General features: G+C 40.4%; 17 protein-coding genes and 1 pseudogene. 8 read left to right on the top strand and 10 right to left on the bottom strand.

The window, feature by feature from the left end:
* Positions 1–40 precede the first annotated feature (40 nt).
* The 7 genes from PUQ00_RS08915 to PUQ00_RS08885 all read right to left on the bottom strand — a co-directional run bounded on the left by PUQ00_RS08915 (position 41) and on the right by PUQ00_RS08885 (position 7161).
* Positions 41–301: a HypC/HybG/HupF family hydrogenase formation chaperone gene (locus tag PUQ00_RS08915; RefSeq protein WP_300415221.1), complete on the bottom strand. Its 261-nt coding sequence runs from the start codon at positions 299–301 to the stop codon at positions 41–43.
* A gap of 79 nt (positions 302–380) precedes the next feature.
* Complete coding sequence (gene hypF / locus PUQ00_RS08910; protein WP_300415220.1) at positions 381–2765, bottom strand: carbamoyltransferase HypF; 2385 nt, start codon at positions 2763–2765, stop codon at positions 381–383.
* On the bottom strand, positions 2755–3972 hold the full coding sequence (locus tag PUQ00_RS08905; RefSeq protein ID WP_300415219.1) for a hypothetical protein: 1218 nt from the start codon (positions 3970–3972) through the stop codon (positions 2755–2757). The genes hypF and PUQ00_RS08905 overlap by 11 nt, the downstream gene beginning before the upstream one ends.
* Positions 3973–4579: 607 nt before the next feature.
* The gene (locus PUQ00_RS08900; RefSeq protein ID WP_300415218.1) at positions 4580–5428 is read right to left on the bottom strand and encodes a NifU family protein; all 849 of its coding nucleotides are present in this window, start codon (positions 5426–5428) and stop codon (positions 4580–4582) included.
* A 54-nt stretch (positions 5429–5482) separates the two neighbouring features.
* The gene (locus PUQ00_RS08895; RefSeq protein ID WP_292802016.1) at positions 5483–5707 is read right to left on the bottom strand and encodes a hypothetical protein; all 225 of its coding nucleotides are present in this window, start codon (positions 5705–5707) and stop codon (positions 5483–5485) included.
* An 8-nt stretch (positions 5708–5715) separates the two neighbouring features.
* Positions 5716–5982, bottom strand: a complete 267-nt coding sequence (locus PUQ00_RS08890; RefSeq protein ID WP_300415214.1) for a hypothetical protein — start codon at positions 5980–5982, stop codon at positions 5716–5718.
* 210 nt (positions 5983–6192) lie between these two features.
* A complete protein-coding gene (locus PUQ00_RS08885) occupies positions 6193–7161 on the bottom strand; it encodes a hypothetical protein (RefSeq protein WP_300415211.1) in 969 nt (322 codons plus the stop codon).
* A 468-nt stretch (positions 7162–7629) separates the two neighbouring features.
* On the opposite strand from PUQ00_RS08885, the pseudogene PUQ00_RS08880 reads away from it, so the two are divergent.
* The 7 genes and pseudogenes from PUQ00_RS08880 (at position 7630) to accD (ending at position 12911) form a co-directional block, all read left to right on the top strand.
* Positions 7630–8433 (top strand): annotated as a pseudogene (locus PUQ00_RS08880) (Rpn family recombination-promoting nuclease/putative transposase).
* Positions 8434–8607: 174 nt separating this feature from the next.
* A complete protein-coding gene (leuB, locus tag PUQ00_RS08875) occupies positions 8608–9696 on the top strand; it encodes a 3-isopropylmalate dehydrogenase (protein ID WP_300415208.1) in 1089 nt (362 codons plus the stop codon).
* A 90-nt stretch (positions 9697–9786) separates the two neighbouring features.
* The gene (locus tag PUQ00_RS08870) at positions 9787–10047 is read left to right on the top strand and encodes a hypothetical protein (protein ID WP_300415205.1); all 261 of its coding nucleotides are present in this window, start codon (positions 9787–9789) and stop codon (positions 10045–10047) included.
* A 150-nt stretch (positions 10048–10197) separates the two neighbouring features.
* Positions 10198–11022, top strand: a complete 825-nt coding sequence (locus tag PUQ00_RS08865; protein ID WP_300415202.1) for an A24 family peptidase — start codon at positions 10198–10200, stop codon at positions 11020–11022.
* Positions 11023–11337: 315 nt separating this feature from the next.
* Positions 11338–11538, top strand: a complete 201-nt coding sequence (locus tag PUQ00_RS08860; protein ID WP_300415199.1) for a reverse transcriptase N-terminal domain-containing protein — start codon at positions 11338–11340, stop codon at positions 11536–11538.
* 24 nt (positions 11539–11562) lie between these two features.
* On the top strand, positions 11563–11745 hold the full coding sequence (locus tag PUQ00_RS08855; protein WP_300415197.1) for a hypothetical protein: 183 nt from the start codon (positions 11563–11565) through the stop codon (positions 11743–11745).
* A 215-nt stretch (positions 11746–11960) separates the two neighbouring features.
* Positions 11961–12911, top strand: coding sequence for an acetyl-CoA carboxylase, carboxyltransferase subunit beta (gene accD, locus PUQ00_RS08850; protein ID WP_300415195.1), 951 nt, complete (start codon positions 11961–11963; stop codon positions 12909–12911).
* Positions 12912–13069: 158 nt separating this feature from the next.
* Here accD and PUQ00_RS08845 read toward each other — a convergent pair whose 3' ends face one another.
* Positions 13070–14491 (bottom strand): MFS transporter, encoded by a 1422-nt coding sequence (locus PUQ00_RS08845; protein WP_300415193.1) that lies wholly within the window; start codon positions 14489–14491, stop codon positions 13070–13072.
* Positions 14492–14769: 278 nt separating this feature from the next.
* On the opposite strand from PUQ00_RS08845, the gene PUQ00_RS08840 reads away from it, so the two are divergent.
* Positions 14770–16023 (top strand): ABC transporter substrate-binding protein, encoded by a 1254-nt coding sequence (locus tag PUQ00_RS08840; protein WP_300415191.1) that lies wholly within the window; start codon positions 14770–14772, stop codon positions 16021–16023.
* Positions 16024–16117: 94 nt separating this feature from the next.
* Here the strand turns inward: PUQ00_RS08840 and PUQ00_RS08835 are convergent, their stop codons facing one another.
* Complete coding sequence (locus PUQ00_RS08835) at positions 16118–16429, bottom strand: hypothetical protein (RefSeq protein WP_300415189.1); 312 nt, start codon at positions 16427–16429, stop codon at positions 16118–16120.
* 620 nt (positions 16430–17049) lie between these two features.
* Positions 17050–18159: a hypothetical protein gene (locus PUQ00_RS08830; protein ID WP_300415187.1), complete on the bottom strand. Its 1110-nt coding sequence runs from the start codon at positions 18157–18159 to the stop codon at positions 17050–17052.
* Positions 18160–18190 lie beyond the last annotated feature (31 nt).

Genomic DNA, 18190 nt, shown 5'->3' with positions numbered 1-18190 from the left:
GTTCTCTGTGCCTCTGCATGAGACAAAAAAGGTCTATTATTTAAGTACTAATCTCTGCTTGTGCTGCTGTTAATTCTTGGAATAGTTGTAATGTTTCCGCCGCTTCTTGTTCATTAATTCGATTCATGGCAAAGCCAACATGCACTAATACCCAATCCCCAATACAAGCTTCGGGGGGATGTTGTTCATCTACGATACAAGCAATATTTACTTGACGTTTAACACCACCAATGTTAACTATGGCTAATTTATGGTTAACGTTGGTAATTTCTATAATTTGTCCGGGGATTCCTAAGCACATTTTTATTTTCCAAGATAAACTAACCGCAGAGGCGCAGAGAACACAGAGAGAATGATATTGAAACAAAGTTTGTCAAATATCAACACTCATCTATTAATTGTGCGGCTGCAATAACTGCTTGCCCTAAAGATAAGCCGCCATCATTAGCTGGAACTAAGCTGTGAATGAGTGCTTTTATTCCCAATATTTGTAATCCTTTGCTAACTTGCTCTAACAATATACAATTTTGAAATACTCCTCCTGTTAGGGCTACCTGATAAATCAGATTTTCTTGACAAAGATGCTTAACCATTTCCACAATCGCATTAGCTAAACCTTTGTGAAATTTGGCAGCTATAACTGGTTGTGGAATCTGCTGCTGTAGGTCATTAAGCAAGGCTTGCCACATTGAACGCGGGTCTATACAATAAATACTATCTGAAAAGCTGAAACTAAAAGGATATATTGGCGTTTCTTTATCATTATTTAAGCTGTTAACATCTACTATAGCTTCCATTGCGATCGCAGCTTGTCCTTCATAGCTACATTCATCAGGGCAAATACCGATAGCTGCCGCCACTGCATCGAACAATCGCCCCACTGAGGAAGCTGGAGGAGAGTTAATTCCTTTCTCTATCAGTTGATTGAGTAGTTTTAGTGGTTTTTTATTCAGAAGTTTTACGATTTCTAAATCAGCATATTGTTGTTGGCAATCATCCCAAAGGTTAGCAGATATTAATTGAGTATATGTATTACGCCAAGGCTGATAAATTGCTTGTTCACCACCAACCATTGCTACTGGTTTAAATGTTGCTAGTCGTTTAAATTTCCGGTAATCTGCTAAAAGAAATTCTCCACCCCAGAGTGTACCATCGTCGCCGTAACCTAAACCATCTAAAGCAATACCTAATACTGGAGGTGAATCTAAAGGAATACCATTTTCTGCCATGCAAGCCGCGATATGAGCGTGATGATGTTGAATTGAGTAAGTTGTGATTTGATTTATGTCTGTAAGTTCTTTACCAAGTTTGCTTGAGAGATATTCAGGATGTTTATCGATAGCGATTACTTCTGGTTGATGTTCAAATAAATTTAAGTATAAATTCAAAGTTTCTTGATAAGCATTAAAAGCCGCAGCATTTTCTAAATCTCCCAGATGTTGACAGAGAATTGCTTCTCCTTCACGCAATAAGCAAAAAGTATTTTTTAACTCACTGCCCATTGCTAAAATTTGTGGCAAGTTATGAAATCCCGGTGGTAAACTAATCGCTGATGGTGCATATCCTCTAGCACGGCGAATTATTTGAACTTTATCGCCGACAACTTTTACTACCGAATCATCTACCCGATTAATAATCTCTCGATTGTGAAAGAGAAAATAATCAGCGATTGTCCCTAATTTTTCTCTTGCTTCGTCATTATCAATACATTGTGGTTCATCAGCAATATTACCGCTTGTTAAAAGAATTGGGCGATTCATCCGCCGCAGAATTAAATGATGTAAGGGCGTATAAGCTAGCATGAAACCGAGGGTATTTTGCCCTGGTGCGACTGACGATGCAATATCAAGAGAGTTAGGAGTGAATAAATTTTCTCTATCTCCCTTTCTTCTTTTTACCTGTAGTAAAACAATTGGTGTAGCAGGACTTGTCAATAATTCTTTTTCTTTGGCGTTAATAGTACAATATTGTTCAATTATCTCAATATCTCGCGCCATTAAAGCAAAAGGTTTATGATAGCGCCTTTTACGCTGACGCAGTTTTTGTACAGCAGTTTCTTGTGTTGAGTCACAAGCTAGATGAATACCACCTAACCCTTTAATTGCCACAATCTCACCCTTTTGCAACAAGGTACAAACGGCATCAACATCATCTAGCATGGAGAACATAGAAGCAGTAACCGGTTTACCATCGGCGCGTTCTAACCAAGCTGTGGGGCCGCAAGCATGACAAGCTACTGGTTGGGCGTGAAAACGGCGGTTTTCGACATCGTGGTATTCCTTTGCACATTCGGGACACATAGCAAACGCAGACATACTGGTATTGCATCTGTCGTAAGGAATGGCACGAATAATACTTAGGCGGGGGCCGCAATGAGTACAGTTAGTGAAAGGGTAGCGGTAAAAGCGGCTAAAGGGGTCGAATATTTCTTGTTGACATTGCCGACAAGTGGCTGCATCAGAGGTAATTTCTGTTTTAATGGCATTACTTACACTAGGAGAAATCACAAAATCATCAAATTTTAATTCATTTTCATAAATAATTCTTGTTAGTTGATTAATTCTTGCCAACGGTGGATATTCTGTTTGCAATCTGGCAACAAATTCGGTTATTGCTTCCTCACTACCAGATACCCTAATTAAAACACCTTGGCCATCATTACAAACATCTCCACGCAAATCGCAGGCTTTAGCAAGACGATATACAGTAGGGCGAAATCCTACTCCTTGAACAGTACCACTAACTCTAATTTCTTCAGTCGGCATAGTTAAACTGCCACAGCAATATTCGGTTATTTCCAGAATCAGCTATTATCGCTGTCTTACCACAAATTTTTATCCCGTAACACCAATTTAAGCTATCTCGTTTAGGTAGTCCGAAATTCCGATTTTCACCTTTACTTTGAAAATTTATTTGTCCTGCCAAACCGTTTGCCGCCGCACCTTGCAGTGATAAAATTGATTCTGGCTTTCTCCATGCTAACAAACGGGAATTAGCAGTATCTCCAACTATTAACCAATTACCAGCTATTCCCACACCATAAGGCATACTTAAACTACTAGCACTAGGATAATAAACTCCTTGATTCATTTCCACACAATCAAAGTTTTTTTGTCCTAAAACTACTGTACAAGGGGTATTATTTTCTATTGGTATTCCCTGCCAAATCATTACTCGGTGATTACCTGCATCACTGATAACCAAATTCTCTCCCCAAAAGTTGATATCGTGACACCAACGCATACTCGCTGCGGTGGGAGAAGCACCGCCGTTTTCATTGCGAGATATCATATCTGGTTGTCCCAAAACTAAATCAGCAGGTTGACCATTTTCTGTTGGTAATTGATGCCAAATTAATACCCTTCGATTACCAGTGTCAGCAATAAATAGCCGTCCTTGATGATAGAAAACACCATAGGGCCAGTGCATTGTACTAGCAGATGCTGTTTGATTTCCTCGATTTGGTTCATTATCGGTAAAATTAACTTGCCCTAACACCAAATCTGCTGGAACATTGTTATCTTCTGGTAAGTTTTTCCAAATTAAAACCCGATGATTCCAAGCATCTGCTACAGCTAACCCCTCGCCGCAAGCACAAATACCTGTTGGTACACTTAGAGTTGCACTTCCCGGTGTACTTTTAGCATTTTGTCCCTCAGAATAAAAGTCAGGTTGTCCAATTACCCAATCAGCAGGTTGACTATCTCTCGTGGGTAATTTCTGCCATCCCAATAATCGATGATGTCCTGTATCTGATACCCATAATGGGCCTGTTTCTGATAATAAACAAGCAGCACGAGGCCCAAACATTGTTGTGGAACTGGGTGCTACAGGTATCACTAATTGTTGTGGTTCAATAATGTTACCTAAAATTACCTCTGCACCTTGAGATGATAGAAGTAATTCTTGAGAAATCTCTGTTGCTTCTGGCGGTAATTGTGATATGGGATTAATTATGATTGGGATATCCATGAACCGCAGATAGACGTTGATAATTATTTAAAAACATTAATCTTTCTCACCATGTAACAACAGTAACAATTTGGGATTATGTTTTTTCCAAATTAAGTTAAAACCTTTAAAAAAGTTCTGCATTCATCAATATTAAAAAATTCCTACAAACCTACAGTAGCTTTTGCTACACAGCGATATTTGTAATGAGTGCGCGATGTACTCAAATGAGAAAGCAATCAAGCATTTTGAGAAAGCAATATGCCTTTTTGCTTGCTGAATCTACCGAAATGCTTGCTGAATCTACTGAAATGAGAAAGCAATCAGGCATTTTGAGAAAGCAATATGCCTGATTGCTTGCGGAAAATACCAAAATGAGAAAGCAATTAGGTATTTTGAGAAAGTAATATGCCATTTTGAGAAAGCAATACGTCATTTTGCTTTCTTAAAACACTAAAATGAATAACTGAATTACACAAATTAGAAACAATTCAGATATATTGATAAAGCATTCAAGCATTTTGCTTACACAAAACACTAAAATGAATGCGCGAACTACTGAAAGTAAAAAGCAAAGTAGGCATGATTTCCTAATTGCCAAGTATATTTGCTGAAATATTTTTTTGCGTCATGATTTTTGCAGTTTCACAAAAACTTTATCATCTTTAATCTTTACTGGATACGACTGAAGCGAAACATCAGGTGCAGTTAAGCATTTACCTGTCTCTAACTTGTACTGAAATCCGTGGGAAGGACAGGTAATAATACCATTTTCAACCTTACCCTCTTCTAAGGGAGATCCTAGATGAGTGCAAGTATTACGGTAACATGTTACTGTAGCACCTTGACGATGTAAAATCAGTGAATTACCAGCAAGTTGTACTGCTAATACACTAAATTCAGGAACTTGATCAATAGTCGCCACTTTGATCCAAGTAGAAGTTATCTGTGAAGAAAATGGACTGATTAAACCGGAATTTGCGTTGTTAATAGTAGGGTTGTTATTGACCGCAACTACTTTGGTAATTTCGGGACAATGATTTTTGATTGCCTGTTCTACTCCCTGAGATAAAGTCAAAGTAGAAGCTGGACAACTGCTACAAGTTCCAATTAATCTCACTTCTACTCTATCTGGTGGCTTAATTGCCACTAGTTCTACATCCCCATTATGGCTTTTTAAGCTTGGGCGAACTTCTTCAAGGGCTGTCTGAATACGTTCTAATAATGGTGGTTTGGGTGGTTTAACTAATTCGTGATAAAGTAGTACTGCGTATACTACTTCATCAGCAACAGCATCACGCAAAGCTGACATTGATTCTTGTTTTAGGCTTTTAATCAAATTAGTCAATGCTGCTTTGTGCAAAGCTTCAATTGCTCTTTTTAAACCCACCGCTACACACCGTTGGCTTTCATCCCAGTCGGATATAATTGCCTCAAAGCGGTTAATTTCCTGAACTAATTCTTCAAGGTTGGGCATGGGGCATTGGAAAAATAACTAATAAAGGACAAATGACTAATGACTAATGACAATTCACTTCATTTTGAAATCCTTGAGGAGAAATGGCATAATCATGCCTGTCACTAAGCTAGATAATGTTATTGGTAAGTAGAAGGGAATTGGGGCTTGTGCAAGTAACACTAACAGTAAGAAACCTACAGCAATACCAATAGTAGTTTGCTTGACAAAATACATTGGGTCGCGTAATAGCTTTCCTTTAAAAAATAACTTGACAGAAAACCACCCGATTTCTAACATGTTTTCTCCTAATAATTTGTCAAGAAATTTAAGGCAGCAAGCCCTAAGAGGATAGCGGGAATTACACCGGCAGGGGCAAATAATGCACCAAGCATTGCTGAAAACTGATAGCCTATATCTTTTCCAGCTAACAGCATTCCACCTATTGCACCGCCGACCATAGACAAAGCTGTTGCTATGATTAACCACACGAATTCTGTTGCTAAGTTTAAGTCACCATCTGCTAAACTTTTGAGAAAATTTATCACACTTGAGGTTGTTAAAATATCTCTCATTCTGTTTTATCCTCCTTATTAGGAATTAGGGGAGCGGGGATATTAGAGTTAGGAATTAGGAATTAAATTAGATTAATATTTCCTAACTTATTAGATTACGGTTTGATTAATGAAAACTTTTTCAAATCAAACCATTTGTGAAAAAAGATTTTAGTCTCAATATATTTTGAAAACTAAAGTCTGATTACTATACTATATAGCTCCTAACTCTTAACCTTTTATTTCTGTTTCTACATCTTGTAGCGCTTGGGCTACTACTTCTGCTTGTCCAATTTGTTGAAATTTCGTAAATATTTCTAAAGCATCTTGATAGTAGATACGCGCTTGCAAAAGATTTTTATGATTACCAGTTTCTGGTTTTTCCTGGTCATCTGGTAAGTTGAATAGGGCATTGGCTTTGTTAGAAATTGTGTTAGCGTACTCTAAAGGTGTATCTTTGGGATTACGCACTTTTAGCGCTTCATCGTAAGCTGCGATCGCCCTTAAATTATTCTCCACAGGATGGGAACTCACTAAATATTGCAAAGCGTTACCTAAATTGTTTTGCAACATCGCATATTCTCTGGGATGATCAATCAAATTAATATGCTTTAGTGCTACCTCAAATGATTGCACTGCTAACCCTTGACGCAAATATTCTCGTTCTGATGCTAGGGGCATAGAAAGGTAAGCGATCGCAATATTGTTATATAAAATCGCGTATTCTTGGGGGTAATTTTCCCAAGTAAACACCCGCAAAGCCTCGTGATAAGCTTGAATGCTGTCGGTTATCCGTGCCAAATTGAATGGTACAAGCGACTGCAACACCAGCCCAAAATTCATCTGCGTCTCTGCTAATTCCTCTGGCGAAGCTAATTGTTCTAAAATTGGTAACGCCTCTTCATAACCTGCTTTTGCTTGCAGCAGCAGTTGATACTCAGCATCCGGTATTGCCTGTAACGTCCCTGCCATCCCCACTTGCGCCCTGGCTTTTAGTAGGGGATACTCCTCACCACACATCTCATAAGCCCGGTAATATAAGCCAACTGCATTCCGCAAATCTTGGGCAGTTTTGGGCTTTTTTTGAAAACCCTGTGCTATCTCAATCAGCATCTGGATTTTTTCTTCTGCTGTGGCTGACTCCGATGCAACAGCTGCAATTGCAGCCTTCACCGCTGAATCTGTAATGCTGGGGGTCATAACTCTGCCGTACTCTAGCCAATTGGGAATTGAGTCTGTCAACGCCCACGAATGATCAAGACACGCTTTCGCATCTAATCACGGGCCATACTGATTTACGCAGGCTTCGAGTCCTTTAGGCGGAATTTCCCCTTTTTTGTCTGAGACTAGGGCTAAGGATTAACAATTAGGGACTAGGGAAAAAGTTGACCCCATGCCCAATGCCTCATGCCCAATCATTTTTTTTACTATAAAACACCCTATTCCTAAAATTCTAGGGGGGAATTGCCAATATTAATGTCAGCTTTAAACACCTGATATTTTTATAAGGTGTTTTGTATCATCACCAAACACAATCAAAATATTCTTTATTGAATTGTTGACATACATATATGCAGTATCTTGCCAGCTAATTTTTGTATAGTCCAAAGAGTCGCCATGCGATCGTCGAAGTGTAAAATATGTTTATCAACTGTAAAACTAGTTCTCTTGAAAACAGACACTATATTTTATCGGATCTTTCAGAGTATTACCAGCACTTTCTTTGAACTGATTAACCAACCGCCGCAACTAGCTAGCGCTTATCAATTTTCTTCAGTTGAAGTCAAACAACTGGCATTTAGAATCGATGGTGTATTCCTCCCAAATGCACTAGACTTACCAATTTATTTTGCCGAAGTCCAATTTCAACCCGACAAAAAATTCTACTCACGTTTATTCACCGAAATCTTTAACTATCTTGACAAAACGGAATTAACCAACAATTGGCGTGGTGTTGTCATCTTCCCCAATCGCAGCGTTGATACTGGAGATACCGAAAGATATACAGAATTACTCAACTCGCAACGAGTGACTCGCGTGTATCTTGAGGAATTAAGCTCAATTGAGGCATCATCAATCGGCATAGAGACAGTTAAACTTATCATCGAACCGGAATCAACTGCGACAAGAAGAGCTATTGAAATAGTCAACAGTGCCCGACAGCAAATTACAGATATCGCTACGATTAAGGAAATTATACAATTGATAGAGACGATATTAATCTACAAGTTGCCGCGATTGACCCAGGAGTAGATAGGGAGAATGTTTGGATCAAATGAGTTAAAGCAAACTAGATTCTACCAAGATGTTTTTGAAGAAGGTAAACAAGAAGGTAGACAAGAAGGCAGACAAGAAAGTAAGTTAGAAATAATACCCCAATTATTAGCGTTGGATTTAAGTATTGAGCAGATAGCTCAAGCATTAGGTTTGGACGAACAGGTTGTTAGGCAAGCTGCACAACCAAAATCCTAAAACAATAGAGTGCGCCTAGTCCAAAACTTCGCTTAATAGAGACGATCATTCTTGTGTCTGGTCATCAAAAGGGCGATTCAGACAACATACATTTAAATAAATTAAAAACTCCATCGGTACATTTTGCTGGGTATGATATTTAATCTGCAAGCATTTACCCAGTAATAACCAGCTATGACCCAGAACTACCGCATTACTCTACTCCCCGGCGATGGCATTGGCCCTGAAATTATGGCAGTGGCGGTAGATGTGCTAAAAGTCGTAGGGAAGCAATTTGATATTCAGTTTGAATTCCCAGAAGCCCTCATCGGTGGTGCAGCAATTGACGCTACAGGTGAACCCCTGCCAGCTGCCACTCTAGATACCTGCCGTAACAGTGATGCTGTATTACTCGCTGCGATTGGTGGTTATAAGTGGGATTCCCTGCCATCTAATTTACGCCCAGAAGCAGGTTTGTTGGGGCTACGTGCAGGATTGGGATTATTTGCCAATTTACGTCCAGCGAAAATTTTGCCCCAGCTAATCGATGCCTCGACTTTGAAACGTGAAGTTGTGGAAGGCGTGGATATTATGGTGGTGCGTGAACTCACTGGTGGGATTTACTTTGGTAAACCCAAAGGGATTTTTGCTACAGAAACTGGTGAGAAACGCGGTGTAAATACAATGGTTTACACTGAATCGGAAATTGAACGGATTGGGCGGGTAGCTTTTGAAGCAGCCCGCAAACGCGGTGGGAAACTTTGTTCGGTGGATAAGGCGAATGTATTAGAAGTATCTCAGTTGTGGCGCGATCGCATCACCCAACTTTCACAAGAATATCCAGATATCGAACTCTCTCATTTATATGTAGATAATGCTGCTATGCAGTTGGTACGCGCTCCTAAGCAGTTCGACACCATAGTTACAGGCAATTTGTTTGGTGATATTCTCTCTGATGCTGCTGCCATGCTCACAGGTAGTATTGGGATGTTACCCTCAGCTAGTTTAGGCGCTTCTGGCCCTGGTGTATTTGAACCAGTTCATGGTTCCGCCCCAGATATTGCCGGACTTGATAAAGCAAATCCTCTAGCACAGGTTTTGAGTGCGGCGATGATGTTACGCTACGGTTTAGACCAGCCAAAAGCGGCAGACCACATCGAACAAGCCGTATTACAAGTTTTAGAACAAGGCGATCGCACAGGGGATATAATTTCTCCAGGAAAAAATCTTTTAGGTTGCCGCGCTATGGGTGATGCACTGATTAAAGCCATTCAAGGAAAATAATTAAATAATGCAACTTGGGCAATTTGGCAACCTTTGCTATAAGTTTCGGGTAGACTAAAGAGAAATCTAGCAATCAAATAACAGTCGATAGTGTACGCATTACGACAAGGACAAGCAAATTTTACCGCCCCAAAGAACCAGCCGCCTTTGATTGATCCCGCCGTAATTAGAGCTGCTGGGCAGATATACTACACTCACTGTGAAGTACATCCCGAAATAGCTGGGCAACCTTCCGGTGTAGCAATTAATCGCATCAATCATCGAGGGAAGGTTATTTTTACTAACCAACCAGTTCTCTTACCTCAAGAATGTTTTGTGCCCTTAAGTCAAATTGAATCTCATATGTATTAGTCATCGGTCATCGGTCATTGGTCATTGGTCATTGGTCATTAGTTCTCGACAAAGAACAAAAGATAAACGACAAATGACACAGAGAGAAGTCTGATCGGAGGAAGCCTCCGCTCAAAACTTCACAGACAAATGACAAAGGACAAATGACGTATGGACATTTTGTTCGCCGTCCCGGCGAGTGTAATGGTCTTGGCTTTGGGTGCATCTATTGGCAGTTTTATCAACGTTATTGTTTATCGGCTACCGGCTGGGTTGTCAATTTTTTGGCCGCCTTCTCGTTGTCCTAAATGCTTCAACCAGCTAAAAGCTTACGACAATGTACCAGTATTCGGCTGGATTTCCTTAAGAGGGCGGTGTCGATATTGCAAAAGCAAAATTTCTGTCCGTTATCCTGTGGTAGAAGGGGTAACGGGCATAATTTTTTTAGTGATTTTTTTGGTATTTCAAGTTTCGACTTTAACAATAGGCTATTGGGCTTTTTGTAGTTGGTTATTGGCGCTATCGCTTATCGACCTCGATACAATGACCCTACCCAATCGACTTACTCAGTCGGGTTTGGTGGTAGGGATTTTGTTTCAAATGGTGGTTGGTTTTTTACCAGAAGCTAGCTCTGTAGCATTGGTAAATCACTTGATGATGGCGATAGTTGGTGCAGTATTGGGTTTATGGCTGTTTGATGCGATCGCCCTATTGGGTTCAATTGCCTTTGGTAAAGCGGCAATGGGTGCCGGTGATGCCAAGTTAGCAGCCATGATGGGAGCCTGGTTAGGCTGGAAATATTTGCTCTTGGCTAGTTTTATTGCCTGTGCGCTGGGAGCATTAGTAGGTAGCGGTGTTATTATACGGCGATCGCGACAAAGGTTAGGGCAAAAAATACCTTTTGGCCCTTTTCTGGCTTTAGGATCTGTTATTACTCTGTTTAGCGGCGAAGCCATTTTGTCTACCTACTTGCGATTATTTTTTCCCGCCTCTTGAATTGGAGAGGGGAGAAATTAATTAAAAATTAAAAATTAAAAATTAAAAATTGTACCCTTACAGGGAAGCAAGCTACGCCTTAGTCTCGTAGAGAAGAAAAAGACTGGGCAGATGTAGCCTTAGCTTCCTACAGGGTGGGAGAAGGGCAAGAACTATTGATTATTGCCCAAAGCCCTTTCATAAGAAATATTTATAATTTGTGACTGTAACCAGCATTACTCCATCTGCCCTTTATATTTTGATAATATTCAGCTTGTAACTTGTATTACCCTGTTAACGACGCTTAACCGTTAGCAGGCACAACTAGGGCAACAGATGCTGATTGCTCAGAGCATTATCGGTTCGGGAGTAACCCAGGATAATCAGGGGAAAAAGACTGCTGGTGTGGATGGCATTAAGTCCCTAACCCCAAAGCAACCTCTAGAACTGACTGGAAACTTAAACTTGGGGTCAAAGGTCAGCCTAACCCGGAGAGTATGGATTCCTAAGCCCACCAGAAAACTCGCTCATAGTTGAGAATGAATGGGTAATGAGGTACGCATGACAAAGCGCCAAATCATTAAGGAGCCGGATGAAGTGAAAGTCTCACGTCCGGTTTTGAAGACCAATGGGGTTAGTAACAGCCTCTTTGAGTTTAATATAATTGATTTGAGTGGGAAGGGGAAAGCATCTTATTTGGAGGTTGGTATTCTCATGGCTTTGTCAGTACGTCCATATAATTAAGTCTGCTGAAAAAAAGAGCAAGAGACTTGTATTGGTATAAGTATTTTCGTTAAGCTGGCAACCAAAGATGAAAATTAAGGTCTGAACTAGCTTAAAAGCGTAGTTTAACGATGTAGTCATTAGTCATTAGTAAAAACAAATGATAAAAGGCTAAGGACAACCCAATATGGCTTGACATGTTTTCGACCTCATACCCACTTAAAATAAAATAAAAAATGGCTAACAACGAAGAATCACGCGGTTTAAAGTCTCTATTTGATTGGTTTGCAAATCGACGGAAATCAGGATCTACTAGCCTCGAACGCCAAGAACGTGAAATTGCTGATGGTCTGTGGCATAAATGTTCTAAATGTAGTGTGTTGACATATACAAAAGACCTGAAAGCCAATCAGATGGTTTGTGTCGAATGTGGTCATCACAATCGGGTAGACAGTGATGAGCGCATCCGTCAATTGATAGATCATAATACTTGGAAACCTCTGGACGAGCATTTGCGTCCAACCGATCCCCTGGAATTTCGCGATCGCAAACTCTACAGCGATCGCTTACGGGAAATACAAGAGAAAATTGGCTTAATAGACGCGGTTAACACTGGGTTGGGTCAAATCAATGGCTTGCCCATTGCCCTTGGGGTTATGGACTTCCGTTTTATGGGTGGTAGCATGGGTTCGGTGGTGGGAGAAAAACTCACTCGGATGATTGAGCAAGCTACTCAACGGCGCTATCCTGTAGTTATCATCTGCACTTCTGGTGGCGCCAGAATGCAAGAAGGAATGCTTTCGCTGATGCAGATGGCGAAAATCTCCGCAGCCCTCCAACGCCATAAAGACGCCCGACTATTGTATATTCCCGTTTTGACCAATCCCACAACAGGCGGCGTTACCGCAAGTTTTGCAATGTTGGGCGATATCATTTTGGCAGAACCCAAAGCAACTATTGGTTTTGCCGGTCGGCGAGTGATTGAGCAAACCCTGCGGGAAAAACTACCGGAGAATTTTCAGACTGCTGAAGATTTGCTTCTGCACGGTTTTGTTGATGATATCGTACCCCGTACCCAATTAAAGAACACCCTAACCCAGCTGATTGCCCTACACCAGCCTGTATTAACACCACCTCATATGGTGTTGTGGGAAACAATGTCCTTGACTTCTACCGCCGCAGAATAAAGCATTGGGCATGGGGCATGGGGCATGGGGCATTGGGCATGGGGCATTGGGCATGGGGCATGGGGCATTGGGCATTGGGCATTGGGCATGGGGCATTGGGCATTGGTTATTTCTCCCTCATCTCCCTCATCTCCCTCATCTCCCCACTCCCCACTCCCTCATCCTCTCCCCGGCTCTTTGAGAAACATGAGTGGAACAAGGGCTACTAGTCGAAATAGACTAGAGAGGGCGAACAACCCTAGTAATCCTCCAGACTGAGCAAATTGGACGATGAAGCTGCCTATAGTTGTGCCTAAAGCACCACTCGCTCCAGCAACGGCAGCTGCGATCGCAAAATAGATAGACTGATTTTTAATTGGTACAATCCCCAATTGGATATTGTTGCTGCACAAATCAATCGCCGCCCAAGTACCTCCAAGAAAGATGTGTAACAGTGGGAACCACAACCAGATGTCAAGGCGATTAGCACCAATCCCCAGCCACACCACTGGTGTGGCTGCAACCAAAATTCCAATACAGATGAGGATGGGACGATTACCTATCTTGTCTGCTAATTTTCCCCACAGGATAAGCATCAGCAAATTTGCCCCCGCTTGAAGGCTGTTGTAGATAGTCACGTAGCTGACATCCAAATCCAGCGTGTCCAGCATATAGAGGTTAAAAAAAGGAGAGCTGAGGTTAACAGCAAGCGTCCAGAAGCTGAAATACAGCAGAAATATCAAAAAGTTAGAGTTTTTCCAAATACTGTTAGCTAATTGGTTTTGTGGTATGTGAATTGATTGAGGTACTTCAGAGGATTCATCTTTTGCAACCTCTAGCTGAATCTCACTTGTTGGGGGTAACTTGCCATCATAAGTGTTTTCCAATTGCGGATTCATATCCACCTGGAAATATTGACACCCCAATCCCACAATCCCAAACACAATGCTTACCAGCAAAACCACCCCATAGCCTTGTAGAGTTCCCCCATACCAATGTGATACAGCTAGACCAGCCATTGGTACGCAAACCAAATTGGTGAGACTACCGGCACTATTGCGTATCCCAAAATACCTGCCTCGTAATCGCCGGGGAACTATCATTGCCACCCAACTTAGCCACGATGCAGTTCCTAGTCCTCCCAAAAGATGGGTGAATAGAACAATCAAGAGTGTCAATATCACTAATTGGTGAGTATTAACCACTCCCCAGCTGGCGCTAGCAATACCAATTACTAATACCAGCCATAGCAGCCGACCAATTCCGTGTGTCCAAAGAGAATATTGAAAGCGGCTGGTGGTGCGTTCAGACAAGTAAGCACCCAATGGCTGAATGAGATTGACCAACATCGGGATAGAGGACAACATCCCAAATACCACTGGACTAGCACCCAATTCCACCAAGAAATTGCTGAGTAAAATCCCGCTAGTTCCAAGAGAATAGACTGATGCTAAAACACAATCCGCAGTGGAAGCTTTTAAGCTAGTACGAATAGTATCCTTGGGGATTCGAGAGGTTGGAGAAAATGTTGTGGGTGATGAGGCAATCTGGGGAATTTCTAGAGTCAGTGGCGCAGTTGTTTCAACCTTAACAGAATCCATAATCTATGTTTATCGGTGAAATACCTGGGAATAAATCTGGTTGCAGAGGAACTTAGTATGCTTTAATTAGCATTGCTGATAATTTTTCGTTATTTTAGCTTGCAATTCTCAACAAAAATTTCAAAGAAGTTAGGACTTACACAATAACTCTCTAAAACCTTATTCCTTTGCGTCCTTTGCGGTTCGTTTTTTCATGATTTTGCGTAAGTCCTAGAAGTAAAATATCACTCTTTAAGAACAGAAGGTATAAGTAAGAAGAAAGAAACTTTTATCTATCTGTGAGCAAAAAAAGATTATTTAGTTTTTTGGGATTGGCGATCGCGATCGCTATTATTGCTTGTCAAAACCTACAATTACCAAGCAAACCGTTAGCATCTACCGCAGTCACCATTAAACTCAGTGGTTGGGGAGGATCTCCTGTTGAGCAAAAACTCTTGAGACAAGTACTGCAAGACTTTCAGGCACAACATTCAACTATTAAGGTTAAATATGAAGTAATCTCCGACCAATATATGGATGTAATTAAAACTCGTTTGGTTGGGGAAGCCGCGCCTGATGTCTTTTATCTGGATGCGCTGGAAGCTCCTTTCTTAATGAGTCAAAATGTCCTGGAACCGTTAGATGCTTACATCACCCCCAAATTTGACCTAGTAGACTTCGAGGAGACCCTACTCGACAGCTTTAAATATCAAAACCAGATTTATGGACTTCCCAAAGACTATTCTACCCTTGCCCTGTTTTATAACAAAAAAGCCTTCGCCGCCGCAGGTTTGAGTAGTCCGCCAGCTACTTGGGATGAATTACGTAACTACTCGAAACAATTGACAGGCAAAATTAACAGATACGGCTTTGGAGAGATTCCTGAATTGGCGCGTCAGGCTTATAAAATTAAAGCCTTTAGTGGACAACTCGTTGATCAAAATGGTTATGCTACCTTTGCCAGCGAGGCAGGTTTACAGGGTTTAGAGTTAGTGGTAGACCAGTATCAAAAAGACCGCTCCTCTGCCCAAAAATCTGATGTGGGGACAAACTCAGGTAGTGAAATGTTTGGTCAGAGTAAAGTGGCAATGGTGATTGAAGGTAACTGGGCAATTCCCTATCTAACTGAAACCTTTCCTCAACTAGAGTTTGCTACCGCCCAATTGCCTACTATTAATGACAAAAAAGGCACGATGGTGTTTACCGTTGCCTACGTGATGAACAAGCAAGCACAGCACAAAGCCGAAGCTTGGGAATTGATTTCCTATCTCACCGGTAAAGAAGGGATGCAGAAGTGGACAGGAACAGGGTTTGCTTTACCAACACGTAAATCAGTGGCAAAGAATTTGGGCTATGACCAAGACCCGATGCGATCGCCATTAGTGGCGGGAGTTAATTACGCTACACCGTGGCAGGTAGGTCAGTATCCAAGTGCGATCGTGAATAACTTTGATAATCAGTTTGTCAGCGCCTTATTAGGACAACAACCATTAAAGCAGGCGATGCTGAAGGCACAGAATGAAGCTAATCAGCAGATTAAGGCGATGGAGTAACTAAAGGGTATCCACTGCCAACTATACTTAAATACTAGCGATCAACTTTGAGAGCGCAATTTATTTATCAATAAACCAACGACTCTTTTTATAATCATAAGTAAGTTAATCTAAACTGATTCATGGCAGCAACGTATTGAGATAGCATCAGTACTACATCACTATTCTGAGGAACATCATCCTCATCAATTAGATCGAGATAGTCAAACGATGCCTCTGATGCGAGTATTTTACGACAGCTTTGTAGAAGTCGGTTAACAATTTTCATTTTACTCTTATTGAGCACAGCCTCTGTCTTCTTGCTTAATTCTTGGAACTCTGATTGCATAGCATGTAATAGAGGAATTATGATTTCGTACAGTTCAACATTTTCACTACTTGTCTGCTTTTGAGGTTTTGGATTCATAAATATTTTATTTACTTCTTAATCGTTTTGGGCAAATTGTTCTAATATAATAAACTTTGCCTAATTCATCTCCAGTTTCATCTCTTTCAGCATCTACTAACCAATGCCAGTATCCACTCTCCAACTTTACATTATCTGCACGCAGCTTTTCAAAACATTGTAAATATTGTGAGAGAATTAAAACTACATCACTGTATTGTGGTATGTCATCTGTATCAAACTCTGAAAAGTCATCAAAAGGTCGATATTTTGACTAAGTAATTCATTTTAGTTATTAAGCAATTTATTAATAAAGTTGAGTTTAAATTTATTTACGGCATCATTGGGAGATTCCTTAGACAATATAGAAAGTTCGTCATAAATACTCTGAAGTTGTACCGATAGTTTTTCAAATTCGTCAACATCTTTACGGTTCATATATTCTTGCTTTCATGAGGGACAAGTTCGACGAAATTCCACATACTTCTTTTTGAGAACATCAATTGGTGAGCGCTGCTTACTCTCAAAAATATTAACCATTAACGATATATCCTCATCTGTAAGCGTAATGATACATCGCCTTTGTCCAGACCATAAATCAATAGTATTGCCCAACATTGCTTTTGAGAGAGGGTTTCTTGTCACGAGAACACCAAACTTACCAAGACCAGAATCAAGATATAGTCTTGATGAATCTCTTGAAGAAAATCAATTGATCTATTATTGTAAAAAATCAGGTCTCGAATCAGTCTTCCAGATTCTGTACGACTCTGTTTTGCTGCAAAGTCAAGGTCTGGATAGAAAAGCGATGCAAGAAGTTGACAGATATAATTTTCGTATTTAATGTCTGCTTCATTCGTCTTTCCTGTTGGTAGCTTTTGTATTTCACCTAATTTTCGTTTAGCGGACAAGACGGGAATCTGTTTAAAGAGCGGATCGTTTTTACAGTCGTCCTGAGTTCGCTCTTTTACCTTGATATATTCCTGAACAATGCCATAATTCTCTCTGTTGAAGTTTAGAACCTTAACGCGTTCTTCTGGTTCACCAGGATTAAAAATTTCATCACGAGGACAGTAATCCTTAAAGTAGTCTTCAAAGTTGATCCACGGAGAAAATTTTAGCCATCTCTTAGGAACAAAAATTAAAGGCTCTTTGGTTTCAGGATTGACAGGCAATGTAATTTCCTGATCTAGGATAAATGAGTTCTTACGGTAGTCATAAAGTCCAGAAACAACAGCTTTATTAATTGGTATTCCTACTTGTTTACATTGGTCGATTGTAAAGTCTATCAGAAATGATTTAATAAAGTTACAACAAATATCACTGATCCGATCTTTCGCAATTCCATCTATATAAAACTGGATTTGTTCACTTTGAAGAAATCCGTATTTTCCATATACAGGAATTTTCTGAAATAGAGAGATAATTTCATCTGCTTTATTACGGCTAATTTTTATACCTTTTCGGTTTTTTGACAATCCAAGTCCAATCTCTTGGCATTCAGATGCAAAAATGAGGATGTCACGAGCCTGATTTATTTTGCCTTTCTGAACAAGAAAGTTTAAGTTATTAAAGCAATTAATTATAGAGGTATGAAGTGATTGGTCTTGTTGTGAGGGAGACTTCCATAAAAGAAAAGGGTCAACGTAAAGGGGAATATCTTCATCTATAAATGCTATGGCAAAATCTAGCTGTGCTTGGGTTGCTGAAATGCCGTGGTAATCAATTATTCTTGGGTGGATGATACCCATTTGCTGTTTTTGTCTACGTATAGTTGACTAT

It is taken from the genome of Nostoc sp. S13, from assembly GCF_029379315.1.
Classification (GTDB): Bacteria; Cyanobacteriota; Cyanobacteriia; order Cyanobacteriales; family Nostocaceae; genus Nostoc.
Note: the sequence above shows the minus strand (reverse complement) of the source record. Positions and strands in the feature narration are given on the sequence as shown.

What these genes read in the sequence shown, in the direction of transcription:
- PUQ00_RS08905 (WP_300415219.1), bottom strand. Translation starts at nt 3,972, where the DNA reads ATGGATATCCCAATCATAATTAATCCCATATCACAATTACCGCCAGAA.
- hypF (WP_300415220.1), bottom strand. Translation starts at nt 2,765, where the DNA reads ATGCCGACTGAAGAAATTAGAGTTAGTGGTACTGTTCAAGGAGTAGGA.
- PUQ00_RS08865 (WP_300415202.1), top strand. Translation starts at nt 10,198, where the DNA reads ATGGACATTTTGTTCGCCGTCCCGGCGAGTGTAATGGTCTTGGCTTTG.
- PUQ00_RS08830 (WP_300415187.1), bottom strand. Translation starts at nt 18,159, where the DNA reads ATGGGTATCATCCACCCAAGAATAATTGATTACCACGGCATTTCAGCA.
- PUQ00_RS08860 (WP_300415199.1), top strand. Translation starts at nt 11,338, where the DNA reads ATGCTGATTGCTCAGAGCATTATCGGTTCGGGAGTAACCCAGGATAAT.
- PUQ00_RS08890 (WP_300415214.1), bottom strand. Translation starts at nt 5,982, where the DNA reads ATGAGAGATATTTTAACAACCTCAAGTGTGATAAATTTTCTCAAAAGT.
- PUQ00_RS08900 (WP_300415218.1), bottom strand. Translation starts at nt 5,428, where the DNA reads ATGCCCAACCTTGAAGAATTAGTTCAGGAAATTAACCGCTTTGAGGCA.
- leuB (WP_300415208.1), top strand. Translation starts at nt 8,608, where the DNA reads ATGACCCAGAACTACCGCATTACTCTACTCCCCGGCGATGGCATTGGC.
- PUQ00_RS08845 (WP_300415193.1), bottom strand. Translation starts at nt 14,491, where the DNA reads ATGGATTCTGTTAAGGTTGAAACAACTGCGCCACTGACTCTAGAAATT.
- PUQ00_RS08915 (WP_300415221.1), bottom strand. Translation starts at nt 301, where the DNA reads ATGTGCTTAGGAATCCCCGGACAAATTATAGAAATTACCAACGTTAAC.
- PUQ00_RS08895 (WP_292802016.1), bottom strand. Translation starts at nt 5,707, where the DNA reads ATGTTAGAAATCGGGTGGTTTTCTGTCAAGTTATTTTTTAAAGGAAAG.
- PUQ00_RS08835 (WP_300415189.1), bottom strand. Translation starts at nt 16,429, where the DNA reads ATGAATCCAAAACCTCAAAAGCAGACAAGTAGTGAAAATGTTGAACTG.
- accD (WP_300415195.1), top strand. Translation starts at nt 11,961, where the DNA reads ATGGCTAACAACGAAGAATCACGCGGTTTAAAGTCTCTATTTGATTGG.
- PUQ00_RS08855 (WP_300415197.1), top strand. Translation starts at nt 11,563, where the DNA reads ATGACAAAGCGCCAAATCATTAAGGAGCCGGATGAAGTGAAAGTCTCA.
- PUQ00_RS08885 (WP_300415211.1), bottom strand. Translation starts at nt 7,161, where the DNA reads ATGACCCCCAGCATTACAGATTCAGCGGTGAAGGCTGCAATTGCAGCT.